Genomic DNA, 13487 nt, shown 5'->3' with positions numbered 1-13487 from the left:
TTAAAAAAAATGGATATTTGCGCAACCAAATAATACATTCATGTTTAAAAAAAATCAAACTTTAGGAGAGTTTATTATTGAAAATCAAACCTCTTTTAAATATTCTTCCGGCGAGTTGTCAAGTCTTTTAAACTCCATTCGTTTAGCAGCAAAAGTGGTAAATCATGAAGTTAATAAAGCCGGATTGGTTGATATAATTGGAAGCGCAGGAGAAGTTAATATTCAAGGAGAAAATCAACAAAAGCTAGATGTTTATGCTAATGAAAAATTTATTCAAACATTAACTAACAGAAATATTGTTTGCGGCATTGCCAGTGAAGAAGAAGATGATTTTATTAGTATTAATAGCAATGATGAAAACCATCAAAATAAATACATTGTGCTTATCGACCCTTTAGATGGTTCTTCTAATATTGATGTTAATGTATCTGTTGGAACTATTTTCTCAATTTACAGACGAGTAACACCTGTTGGAACCCCGGTAACTCTTGAAGATTTTTTACAAAAAGGAAACCAACAAGTGGCAGCTGGTTATGTGGTTTATGGTACATCAACCATGCTGGTTTATACTACTGGTGATGGTGTAAATGGATTTACACTAAACCCGGCAATCGGTTCTTTTTACTTGTCACATCCTGATATGCAGTTTCCTGAAGATGGAACAATTTATTCAGTAAATGAGGGTAATTATATACACTTTCCGCAAGGGATTAAAAACTATATCAAATATTGCCAGAAGGAAGAAGATGACAGGCCGTATACCTCAAGATATATTGGCTCTTTAGTTTCTGATTTTCATAGAAACATGATTAAAGGCGGAATATACTTATATCCAAAAAGTTCATTGAATTCTGAAGGAAAGCTAAGATTATTATATGAATGCAATCCTATGGCATTTATTGCCGAACAAGCTAGAGGAAAGGCAAGTGACGGTTTCACAAGAATTTTAGATATTAAACCGACAGAGTTACATCAAAGAGTTCCGTTTATTTGTGGCAGTAAAAATATGGTTGAAAAGTGTGAGGAATTTATGAAAAATGTGATTTAAAAAAGGCAGCATTAACAATAAAATTAATGCCACCTTTTAGGGGTTTTCTTTTTCAAAGTTTTTCTCCCACTAACAATAACAATTATTCAAAAAATGTAACGGCACCTGTGTTTATGTCATACATAGCGCCAATAATCATGATCTCTCCATTTTTTTCCATCTCACTAAGTACTGGGCTTTCCGCATGAATTCTATCAATTGTCAAGTGAACATTCATATGCGATACATTATCAACAAATTCTATGTTTTTAGAATTTCTTAAGCTTGGATCTTTTGGCTCTTCAACCGCATTAACAGCAGGTTTTATTTTGCTTAACATAGCTGTTAAATTGCCAAGTTTAGCATCGTCGCAGGCGCCTTTTACAGCACCACAACTAGTATGACCCAAAACAACAATTAGTTTTGTGCCAGCCAGTTTAGAAGCAAATTCCATACTCCCTAGAATGTCTACGTTTACAAAATTTCCAGCTATACGAACGCTAAAAATATCTCCTAAACCTTGGTCGAAGACCAATTCTGCCGATACTCTGGAATCTATGCAGCTTAAGATAGTGGCAAATGGAAATTGACCATCACTAGTGTCATTTACCTGTTCTAATAAGTTTCGGTTTGCTTTTAAGTTATTTTGAAATCTTTGGTTACCTTCTTTTAAATATTGCAATGACTTTTGTGGAGTCATTGTTGCCTGTGTTTCTCTTGTATGTGCTTTCATAATATTTTCTATTTATTCTTTTTCATGATATTTTAACTTAAACTTAAGTTTGATTTGGGTCTTGTTTTAAAAAACTCGATAAAGCTTGAAGGGTTTTCAACAACACCACGTTTTGAAACTAACTTGATATCAATGTTTCTTTCTTTAGCTTTAAAAAGAAAATCTTCCAGAATTTCAATAATATCATTATCTAAATATCTGGTTTTAATTAGATCAAGTTCTAAATATGTGTTTTCTGGCAAACTATCCAATTCTTTAAGAATAGCTCCTTTGTTAAAGAATGTTACTTCTTCAGCAAGTGTCATTTTTATTTTATGCTTTCCATTGCTTTTATCTTCAATGTGAAGAAAATGCGAGTTTTGATAACTTTTCAATAAAATAACCACGATGCCAACAACAAGCCCTAAACCAATTCCATATAAGAGATCAATAAATACTATACCAAATACGGTTACAGTAAATGGTATCCACTGTTTCCATCCTAAATCGTACATTTTTTTGAATAAAGTTGGTTTAGCTAATTTGTAACCAACGACTAATAATATAGCAGCCAAAACAGATAATGGAATCATATTCAACAATTTCGGGATTAGGATTACCGAGATTAACAATAAGATACCATGTAAAATGGCAGACAGTTTTGTTCTTCCACCAGATTGAATATTAGCAGAACTTCTAACAATTACTTGTGTAATAGGAAGTCCGCCTACTAAACCAGAAAGAATATTTCCTGTGCCTTGGGCAAGTAACTCCCTATTGGTAGGTGTTACATTTTTGTGAGGATCTAATTTATCAGTAGCTTCAACGCATAATAAAGTTTCCAAACTCGCAACCAATGCAATGGTAAATGCCGTAACCCACACATCTGTATTTGTAATAGTACTAAAATTTGGAAAACTAAATTGATTTAAAAATGAAGAAGTATCTTCTGGGATAGGAACACTTACTAAGTGTTTTGGAAGAATGCCAAAAGTTTCCATTCCAGAAGTTACATAAAAATAAACAATTCCAATAACAACAGCTACTAAAGGACCTTGGATAACTTGGAAAAATTTTCCCTTTTTTGAAAGGACTTTATCCCATAATAAAATAATAGCTAACCCAATAAACCCAACAATCATCGAGCCAGTGGTAATATTATCTATAATATTTAGAATAGCTGAAAATGTATTTTCGCCCGACATTTCTATAAAACTGTCAGCCCCTTCTGGTTCAGCATCATAACCAAAAAAATGAGGGATTTGTTTTAGAATAATAATAATTCCAATACCAGTAAGCATCCCTTTAATTACTGAAGAAGGGAAATAATACCCGATAACTCCAGCTTTTAAAACTCCAAACAAAATTTGTATGATGCCTCCTAGAACTACGGCGACTAGAAAGTTTTCATACCCGCCCAAAGCGCCTATAGCTGTTAAAACTATGGCGGCAAGTCCTGCTGCAGGACCACTTACTCCAACTTTAGAGCCACTTAGTCCTCCAACCACAATTCCTCCAATAATACCAGCAATAACTCCTGAAAATAATGGAGCTCCACTAGCTAAAGCAATACCTAGACATAGAGGTAATGCAACAAAAAACACGACTATACTCGCAGGTAAGTCATTTTTAAAATATTTAAACATATTATAATAATTTTATCCTCTTAGTAAAAACTAAAAGGTGTTAAACTGAATTTTGGCTTTTTATAAGCCTAAAAAATAAAAATTATAATATGTGTAACTCTGGAGGAGGTGAAATCAGATTTAAGTGGGGTTTAGAATATTTTTTGAAGTAATATTCTTTATTATTTATTGTTTTAATTAAAGCAAAATCAATTTCATGTGATGATTGAGTGTTTAATAAAACCTTAATATGGCATATTTTTTCTTCTTCTTCAGTGATAGAATAGAAGATTGAGGTGTCAAAAGAATCATCAACCATAGAAATAATTGTAGGCGCAGAAATGAACGCTACAAAAATTAATGTTAAAAAGATTGAACTTATGTTCCTTGACATGCTTTTATAAAAATTTTGAAGTGCAAATATAATAGTTTAACACTTCTGATTTGTTAAATAAAATTTAAATCTCGTCAAACAATTTAGTTTTTTGAACTTAATTTATGGCCTATTAATCTATTCTTAAAACTTAAATTCTTGGTAAATCATTATCATCTTTTAATGGTAAATTAGATTTGCCCATTAAATAAACATCAACATGATGTGCTGCCTGCCTACCTTCAGAGATTGCCCAAACAATTAATGATTGTCCTCTTCTAATATCACCTGCAGCAAATATTCCAGGAACATTAGTCATATAGTTTTTGGTTGAAGCGTCGATATTGGTTCTAAAATCGGTTTTTAAACCAAATTGGTCTACAAGTGTTGTTTCCGGACCAGTAAAGCCTAATGCCAATAAAACCAAATCACAATCCCAATGTTTTTCTGTATTAGGTAATTCTATTAATTGAGGACGTTCACCATTTTTAAATATCCATTCAACTTCGGTAGTAATTAATCCGGTTAAATTCCCATCGTTATCACCTAAAAATTCTTTTGTTGAAATACTAAAAAAGCGCTCAACTCCTTCTTTATGTGAAGAACTGGTACGTAATCGCATTGGCCAATAAGGCCATGGTTGATTAGCAGGCCTTCCAATAGTTGGCTTGCTTAAAATTTCAAAATTTGTAACAGATTTTGCACCATGACGGTTTGATGTTCCTATACAATCTGAACCGGTATCACCACCACCAATTACAATAACATTTTTATTTTTTGCAGTTAAAATCTCATCAAATTGAGTAATGCCATCAACCCGTTGATTGTTTTGTTTTAAAAAGTCCATAGCTTGATGAACTCCTTTTAAATCGGCTCCTTTAATTGGTATTCCACGTCTTTGGGTTGCTCCGCCACATAAAACAATAGCATCAAATTCTTCTTGTAAAGTTTCAACACTTATGTTTTTACCAACATGGGCATTTGTTTTAAATACAATGCCTTCTTCTTCTAAAACAGCTACGCGTCTATCGATAATGGTTTTCTCTAGTTTAAAGTCTGGAATACCAAAACGTAATAAACCACCAACTTTTGCATCGCGTTCAAAAACTGTTACTAAATGGCCTGCTCTATTTAATTGCTGTGCGGCTGCCAATCCTGATGGTCCAGAACCTACTACGGCGACAGATTTGCCTGTTCTTGAAGTTGGAGGTTGAGCAACGATCCATCCTTCTTTAAAAGCAGTTTCTACTATGTTTTTTTCAATATTTTCAATAGTAACCGGATCTTCATTTATTCCTAAAACACAAGCTTCTTCACAAGGTGCTGGACATAATCTACCTGTAAATTCAGGGAAATTATTTGTTGAATGCAATATTTTAGCAGCTTCTTTCCATTTTCCTTTATAGACATTATCATTAAAGTCTGGAATTAAATTTCCTAATGGGCAACCACTATGACAAAAAGGAATACCACAATCCATACATCTAGCCCCTTGATTTTTCAGGGCTTTTTCTTCCATTGGAATGGTAAATTCTTTGTAATTGCTTACTCTGTTTTCAACAGCATCATACTGTTCTATTTCTCTTTTAAATTCTAAAAATCCTGTTGGCTTTCCCATGTTCTTAAAGTTTTATAAGATTTTCTTTCTCTAATCGTATTAATGCTTGTTTATATTCTTCTGGAAGTACTTTAATAAATTTAGGTAATTCAGTTTCCCATTTTTCAAGAATGCGTTGAGCTAAAGGGCTCAATGTGGCATTATAATGGTTTTCAATTAATCCTTTTAATGTGTTAATATCTTCAGTAATTGTTACTGGATCAAGATTTAATCCTTCTAAATTACAGTGTTTTTTAAATGTATTATTAGGATCATAAATATAAGCAACACCACCGCTCATACCGGCTCCAAAATTTCTACCAACTTCACCTAGAATAACCGCAATACCTCCAGTCATGTATTCACAACCATGATCTCCAATACCTTCAACAACTGCTTTAGCACCCGAGTTTCTTACACAGAAACGCTCTCCAGCTTTTCCGTTAATGTATGCCTCACCAGCAGTTGCACCATATAATGCTACATTTCCTACTATCACATTTTTTTCAGGAATAATGGTTGCTTCTTCAGGGACTTTAATGATCAATTTAGCTCCAGACAATCCTTTTCCTAGATAATCATTGGTGTTACCGCTAACCACTAAAGTTAAACCATGTGTTGAAAAACCTCCAAAGCTTTGTCCGGCAGAACCCGTAAAGTTGATTTTTAAAGTATTTTCTGGTAAACCTTGAGCTCCATAAATTTTAGAAATTTCATTGCTTAAGATAGCTCCAACGGTTCTATCCATATTATTTATTTTGAAATCTAAAACTGTTTTTTCCTTTCTGAAAAGTGCTGGATGCGCTTTGTTTATTATTGCAAAATCTAAAGATTTTTCCATATGATGATCTTGATGCTCTGTATTGTAAAGTTTTACATCTGGACCAACAGGAATTCTATGTAGAATTGGTGACAAGTCAATACCTAATGCTTTATAATGTTCAATGGCATTGTTTCTGTTTAGTTTTTGAACCTGTCCAACCATTTCATTAACAGTTCTGAAACCAAGTTTTGCCATGATTTCCCTTAGCTCTTGAGCTATGAAATACATGAAGTTAACCACGTGCTCAGGTTTCCCTTCGAATTTTTTACGTAATTCAGGATTTTGAGTTGCAATACCTACTGGACATGTGTTTAAATGACAAACACGCATCATGATACATCCAGAAGCTACTAAAGGAGCAGTTGCAAAACCAAATTCTTCAGCACCAAGTAAGCATGCAATGGCAACATCTCTACCAGTTTTTAATTGGCCATCACATTCTAAAACAACACGGTTTCTTAGGTTGTTCATCACTAATGTTTGCTGGGCTTCTGCTAAACCTAATTCCCAAGGCAATCCAGCATGTTTAAGTGAAGTTAAAGGAGACGCACCTGTTCCACCATCATGTCCTGAAATTAAAATAACATCGGCTTTTGCTTTTGAAACACCGGCAGCAACTGTACCAACTCCAACTTCGGATACCAGTTTTACGTTGATTCTTGCTTCGCGGTTAGCTGATTTTAAATCATATATTAATTGAGATAAATCTTCAATAGAGTAAATATCGTGATGAGGTGGCGGAGAAATTAAACCAACATAAGGTGTTGAGTTTCTTGTTTTTGCAATACTTGGGTTCACTTTTGGCCCAGGTAATTGACCGCCTTCACCAGGTTTAGCACCTTGTGCCATTTTAATTTGAATCTCAGATGCATTGGTTAGGTAATTTGAAGTCACTCCAAATCGTCCTGATGCCACTTGTTTGATAGCACTGTTTTTCCAGTCGCCATTGGCATCTTTGTAAAAACGTTCTTCATCTTCGCCACCTTCACCAGAATTACTTTTTCCACCAATTCTGTTCATGGCAACCGCTAAATTTTCATGCGCTTCTTTACTGATAGAACCATATGACATAGCACCTGTTTTGAAACGTTTTACAATTTCGGTCCAAGGTTCTACTTCGTCAATTGAAATGGGATCATAATTAGTAAATTCAAACAGTCCTCTAATGGTCATTAAATGACTTGCTTGATTATTTATAAGTTCAGAATATTCTTTATAAGAGCTGTGTTTATTGCTTCTTACAGATTCTTGTAATTTAGCTATAGTTAATGGGTTAAACATGTGCTGTTCTCCATTTCTTCTCCAACGATATTGCCCGCCAACTTCTAAATCTAAATCACCTGCAATGTTTTTGTCTTTGTATGCATTAAGATACCTTTTGCTAATCTCTTTTTCAATTTCATGCAAACAAATACCTTGAATTCTTGTCACTGTATTTGGAAAATATTGATTAACTACATTTGTGTTGATACCAATACATTCAAATAATTGAGAACCTCTGTACGAGTTAAGCGTAGAGATTCCAATTTTATTCATGACTTTTAAAATTCCCTTTCCAACGGCCTTATTAAAGTTTTCAACAGCACATTCAGTAGAGATTTTTACATCTAATTCGTTGATATTATCTTCAATGATTTCATTTACCATATAAGGATTAATAGCACTTGCACCATAACCAAATAGTAAGGCAAAATGATGTACTTCTCTTGGTTCGGCAGATTCTACTATTAAACTAAGCTTTGAACGTTTTCCTAATGTTCTTAAAGCACTATTTATGAATGAACAAGCTAGTAATGCCGGAATGGGAGCCATTTCTTCATTAACATTTCTGTCAGAAAGAATAACAATGTTTGTCCCTCCATTAACCGATTTTAAAATAGTGTTTAAAAGTGATTGTAAAGCTTCTTCTAAACCGTTGTGCCCCTTTTTTATTTCATACAGGATAGGGAACGATTCTACTTTAAAATCTGGATTTTGGTAACTTTTAATTTTATCTAAATCTTGTTTAGAAATTACGGGATTCTTTATTTTTAATTTTTTACAATGATCCTCGTTGATTTCAAAAATATTTGAATCACTACCAAGTGTTAGACTAATATCTGTAATAAGTTCTTCTCTAATACCATCTAAAGGAGGATTGGTTACTTGAGCAAAAAGTTGTTTGAAATAATTGTAGATTAATTGTGGGCGTTCTGATAAAACAGCAATCGGCGTATCTGTTCCCATGGAGCCTATAGGTTCATATCCGCTTTGAGCCATTGGAAGAATGATGGTTTTTATTTCTTCTTGAGTATACCCGAAAATAACCTGTCTTTTGTTTAGTTTTTCTTCATTGAAAAATACAGGGCAATCATTGTAAGGAATATCTTTAAGGTATATCAGGTTTTTGTCTAACCATTTTTTGTAAGGATGTCTGCTGGCAATTTCCTCTTTTATCTCTTCATCATTGATAATTCTTCCTGCATTCATATCAACTAAGAACATTTTTCCAGGTTCTAATCTACCATGGAGTTCAATGTTTTTAGGTTCAATTTCAATTACACCAGTTTCAGAAGACATAATTACATACCCGCTTTTTGTAACTGTATATCTTGAAGGACGTAAACCATTTCTATCTAAAACGGCACCTATATAATTACCGTCTGTAAATGGAATTGAAGCTGGACCATCCCAAGGCTCCATAAGACAGGAATTGAATTCATAAAATGCTCTTTTTGATTCAGACATTTCTGGGTTTTTTTCCCAGGCTTCCGGAATTAACATCATCATAACTTCTGGTAATGATCTGCCTGTCATTAATAATAATTCAACAACCATATCCATCGAGGCTGAATCTGATTTTCCTTGAAGTACAACGGGTAATATATTTTTTATTTCATCGCCAAACCAATCGCTTTTCATTAATTCTTCACGAGAAAACATTCTAGCTATGTTGCCTCTTAAAGTGTTTATTTCACCATTGTGACACATGTATCTAAAAGGTTGGGCCAAATCCCATGTTGGGAAAGTGTTTGTAGAAAAACGTTGATGCACCAATGCTAATCTGGTTACAAACAATGGGTCATTTAAATCTTTGTAGAAAAGTTTAATGTCTTCAGGAACTAACAGACCTTTATATATAATGATTTTAGTTGATAAGCTTGGTAAGTAGAAAAATGAGCTTTCTGAAAGTTTTGAACTATAAATTTCATGTTCAGCTTTTTTTCTGGCAATAAACATTTTAAGGTTAAATTGAAAGTCATCTTGAGCTTCATTTTCTTTTCCAACAAAAACTTGTTTAATAAAAGGTTGGGTTTTAGCAGCCAATTCTCCTAGAACTGTAGTATCTACTGGAACATCTCTCCAGCCTAAAATTTCTAGACCTTGTTCTTTAAAGTGTTTTTCAAAAACTGTTATACAGAATGTTTGTTGATTTTCCTTTTTTGGTAAAAAAACATTGCTCACCGCATAGTTGCCTGCACTAGGCAATTTGAAAGTACAGTTTGCAATAAAAAAATCGTGAGGAATATCAATTAAAATTCCAGCACCATCACCAGTTTTTCCGTCAGAACTAACTGCGCCTCTGTGCTCTAATTTCTCGAGAATTTCTAATGCTTTATGTATAATGTCATTAGACTTGATTCCTTTTAAACTACAAATAAACCCAGCTCCACAATTATCGTGCTCAAATTCTGGCAAATACATTCCTTGTTTCTTCAACATGATCAACAAATTTTAGTTTGAAATAATACTTTTCAAAGCGAATATATGCAGTAGATTTTGAATTACAGCAAGTGCTATTTCATTATTTCGATTTTTTATGTAGAAGCAATATAAAAATAATTATATATCAATAATTAAGTGATTTTTTAATAAATATTCATTTGTTAAATAATTAACAATAATTGACAAAATGTGAATTAATATCAATAAAACAGAGTATTCTCAACAAGAATAGCATGAAACAACAATAATTTCTGTCAATAATTCAAATTCTGGTTTTATCAATAATTCAAAAAATTAAAAAATAAATAATACGCCCCTAAAAAAATAGGGTTAAAATGTAAAATTTGATAAAAGTTAATTAAATACCCCTAATTTTTTAAGGGGTTAATTCTTTTTTATATAAGTTTACGCCACATTAACAAAAAAATAACATTAAAAACATTAACTTAAAATTAAACAATCATGAAAAAAATTATTACACTTTCAATGTTTTTGGTAGCACTGGGCTCGTATGCTCAAGAAGCGCCTGTAGAGGAGCCTAAATTTACTTTAAGTGGTAGCGTTGATGCTTATTATAGAGCTAACTTTACAGCTCCTAATGATGAAAATGCTATTGCTCCTAGGTCTTCTTTTGCTAATCTTCCTGGTTTCGCCTTAGGTATGGCAAATGTAGTTGCTTCTTATGAAGGAGAAAAAGTGGGGTTTGTAGCCGATTTAGTATTTGGACCAAGAGGTACAGATGCAACTTTCAATTCTCCAATGTATTCTTCAACAGGACAAATAATAAATCAATTATATGCTTATTGGAATGTAAGTGAATCTGTAAAACTTACAATGGGTAACTTTAATACCTTTTTAGGATATGAAGTAATTTCTCCAGTAGCAAACTTTAACTATAGTACATCTTATTTATTTTCTTACGGACCATTTAGCCATACTGGGTTAAAAGCTGATTTTGCTTTAGGAGAAGATTTCAGTTTAATGTTAGGGGTAATGAATGATACTGATTTAACCGAGTTTAATCCAACAGGAGACTATGCATTTGGTGCTCAATTAGGATATTCAGGACAATTCTTAAATGTATTAGTTGATCCATCATTCTTTGAAATTGACTATACAGGTGGGTTTGATTTATCAGATTCATTTTTCTTAGGAATCAATGCAGCGTATTTAAAAACAGAAGACAGCGGTCCAGGTTTTGCTGGTGGGGCATTATACCCGCAGCTTGCATTATCAGATACATTTACTTTAGGTTTAAGAGCAGAATATTTTGTTGAAGATGGTGATTTTGGAGCTATAGGTAGTGGTGTTGCAGACACAAGTGTTTTTGCAGCAACTTTAACAGGTAGTTTCGCAATTGACAACTTAACTATTAAGCCAGAGATAAGATTGGATAGTGCTTCTGATGATTCATTTATTGATAATGATTTAGCACCAACAAAAAGCTTAGGATCATTTGTTTTAGCAGCTATTTATAGTTTCTAATTTTAATAATTAAAATAATAAATAATGAAAAAAATAGAAGCAATTATTAGAAAATCAAAATACAGTGCAGTTAAAGAAGCACTGCATGAAATTGGAGTAAAGTTTTTTTCTTACTGGGATGTTACCGGGATAGGAAATGAAAAAGAAGGACACGTATACAGAGGTGTTACTTACAGCACGAGTGATATTCAAAGAAGATATATCTCTATTGTAGTTAATGATGATTTCGAAGAACCCACCATCAATGTTATCTTAACTTATGCAGCAACTGGCGAAGTTGGAGATGGTAAAATCTTCATATCTGATGTTCAAGAAACTTACAGAATAAGAACAGGGGAAAAAGGTGGAGATACCCTAAAATAATAATCAATCATTAAAAATAATTTAAAATGGAAGAAGTAGTAAAAGGAATAGCAGACATAAATGGTGTTCTAGATATCATGTGGATATTAATAGCTGGTATATTGGTATTCTTTATGCAAGCTGGTTTCACATTGGTAGAAACAGGATTTACAAGATCTAAAAACACAATAAACATCATCATGAAAAACTTAATGGATCTTTGTATAGGATCATTAGGGTTTTGGTTAATTGGTTATGCTCTTATGTATGGTGATGATGTAAGTAGTTTTATAGGAAACCCTTCATTATTTTATAATGATGCTGGAGAAATGCATAATTTATTCTTTCAAACAGTATTTTGTGCTACAGCTGCAACTATAGTATCTGGAGCCATTGCTGAAAGAACTAAATTTTCAACGTATTTAATATTTTCCTTATTAATGACAGTACTTATCTACCCAATTTCAGGGCACTGGGTTTGGCAAGGTGATGGTTGGTTAACTAACTTAGGATTTATTGATTTTGCAGGATCTACAGTAGTTCACTCTGTTGGTGGATGGGCTGCATTAGTAGCTGCAGCTATGGTTGGACCAAGAATTGGAAAATATACTAATGGTAAATCAAATGCAATTCCAGGACACAGTATATTGTTTGGAGCATTAGGTGTATTTATCCTTTGGTTAGGATGGTTTGGGTTTAATGCAGGTTCTCAGTTAGCAATTTCAGGGGATAATGCTGGTGCAGTTGCAAACATTGTAATTACAACTAATTTAGCAGCAGCAGCAGGTGCCCTTGCGTCTATGTTTTTAACTTGGGCTAAATATGGTAAACCTGATGCATCCATGACATTAAATGGTGCTCTTGCAGGTTTAGTTGGAGTAACTGCTGGTTGTGCTGCAGTAGATAATTATGGAGCAGTTGCGATAGGAATTATTTGTGGAATAATAGTAGTTTATTCTATAGAATTTGTTGACAAAAAATTAAAAGTTGATGATCCAGTTGGTGCTGTTTCCGTTCACGGTGTTTGTGGTGCAATTGGTACTTTGCTTGTTGGTGTGTTTGCTATTGATGGTGGATTAGCATATGGTGGTGGATTTGGTCAATTAGGTGCTCAAGCTGCAGGTGTTTTTGGTATTGGAGCTTGGTCAATAGTAACATCATTCATCATTTTGTTTATTCTTAAGAAAACAATTGGATTAAGAGTTTCTGAAAAAGAAGAAGTTGAAGGTCTTGATATTCATGAACACGGTATGGAGGCTTATCCAGATTTTAGGTTGAACGAGCATTAATATCAAATTCAATAAATAAGACATTTTAAAAAAAGATCCCTAATTTTTTAGGGGTCTTTTTGTTATATCAATATTTTTTGAATCTATACCCCTAATTTTTACCCCGTTTAGAAATATTTTTTTTTATTTTTAACTTCAAATTTTAAATGATAAGGTCATGAAGAAAATTGAAGCAATTATTAGGAAGTCTAAATTCAGCGTTGTAAAAGATGCTTTGCATAATGTTGGAGTAAACTTTTTCTCTTATTGGGATGTAACTGGAATTGGAAACGAAAAAGAAGGGCATGTATATAGAGGTATCAGCTACAGTACAAGTGATATTCAAAGAAGATACTTGTCTATAGTAGTAAATGATGATTTTGAAGAAGCTACTATTAAAACCATTTTAAGTACTGCAGGGACAGGAGAAGTTGGCGATGGTAAAATTTTTGTGTCAGATATACAAGAATGTTACAGAATTAGAACAGGAGATAAAGGAGGAGAAACATTAAGATAAACTATATTAAAAA

The 13487-nt window shown here is 33.1% G+C and carries 10 protein-coding genes; 5 read left to right on the top strand and 5 right to left on the bottom strand.

From position 1 onward, the window contains the following. Positions 1 to 40 precede the first annotated feature (40 nt). Positions 41 to 1048, top strand: coding sequence for a class 1 fructose-bisphosphatase (gene fbp, locus V8G69_RS06995; protein WP_394881114.1), 1008 nt, complete (start codon positions 41 to 43; stop codon positions 1046 to 1048). An 82-nt stretch (positions 1049 to 1130) separates the two neighbouring features. On the opposite strand, the gene V8G69_RS06990 is transcribed toward fbp, so the two are convergent. From V8G69_RS06990 to gltB, 5 genes are all read right to left on the bottom strand, one after another. Next, a complete protein-coding gene (locus V8G69_RS06990; protein ID WP_394881113.1) occupies positions 1131 to 1760 on the bottom strand; it encodes a carbonic anhydrase family protein in 630 nt (209 codons plus the stop codon). A 32-nt stretch (positions 1761 to 1792) separates the two neighbouring features. Beyond that, positions 1793 to 3385 (bottom strand): SulP family inorganic anion transporter, encoded by a 1593-nt coding sequence (locus tag V8G69_RS06985; RefSeq protein WP_394881112.1) that lies wholly within the window; start codon positions 3383 to 3385, stop codon positions 1793 to 1795. A gap of 82 nt (positions 3386 to 3467) precedes the next feature. Further along, positions 3468 to 3758: a hypothetical protein gene (locus V8G69_RS06980; RefSeq protein WP_394881111.1), complete on the bottom strand. Its 291-nt coding sequence runs from the start codon at positions 3756 to 3758 to the stop codon at positions 3468 to 3470. Positions 3759 to 3888: 130 nt separating this feature from the next. Then, positions 3889 to 5355 carry a glutamate synthase subunit beta gene (locus tag V8G69_RS06975; RefSeq protein WP_394881110.1) on the bottom strand — a complete coding sequence of 489 codons (1467 nt, stop codon included), beginning with the start codon at positions 5353 to 5355 and terminating at the stop codon, positions 3889 to 3891. Between the two features lie 4 nt (positions 5356 to 5359). Further along, a complete protein-coding gene (gltB, locus tag V8G69_RS06970; RefSeq protein ID WP_394881109.1) occupies positions 5360 to 9859 on the bottom strand; it encodes a glutamate synthase large subunit in 4500 nt (1499 codons plus the stop codon). A gap of 465 nt (positions 9860 to 10324) precedes the next feature. On the opposite strand from gltB, the gene V8G69_RS06965 reads away from it, so the two are divergent. The 4 genes from V8G69_RS06965 (at position 10325) to V8G69_RS06950 (ending at position 13474) form a co-directional block, all read left to right on the top strand. After that, positions 10325 to 11347, top strand: coding sequence for an outer membrane beta-barrel protein (locus tag V8G69_RS06965; protein ID WP_394881108.1), 1023 nt, complete (start codon positions 10325 to 10327; stop codon positions 11345 to 11347). 24 nt (positions 11348 to 11371) lie between these two features. Next, positions 11372 to 11710, top strand: coding sequence for a P-II family nitrogen regulator (locus tag V8G69_RS06960; RefSeq protein WP_394881107.1), 339 nt, complete (start codon positions 11372 to 11374; stop codon positions 11708 to 11710). A 26-nt stretch (positions 11711 to 11736) separates the two neighbouring features. Continuing rightward, complete coding sequence (locus tag V8G69_RS06955) at positions 11737 to 12978, top strand: ammonium transporter (protein WP_394881106.1); 1242 nt, start codon at positions 11737 to 11739, stop codon at positions 12976 to 12978. A 157-nt stretch (positions 12979 to 13135) separates the two neighbouring features. Then, a complete protein-coding gene (locus tag V8G69_RS06950) occupies positions 13136 to 13474 on the top strand; it encodes a P-II family nitrogen regulator (RefSeq protein ID WP_394881105.1) in 339 nt (112 codons plus the stop codon). The last annotated feature ends 13 nt before the right edge of the window (positions 13475 to 13487 follow it).

The sequence above is a fragment of the Gaetbulibacter sp. M235 genome (assembly GCF_043876835.1).
Classification (GTDB): Bacteria; Bacteroidota; Bacteroidia; order Flavobacteriales; family Flavobacteriaceae; genus Yeosuana.
This window is presented reverse-complemented; position numbering and strand designations above follow the sequence as displayed.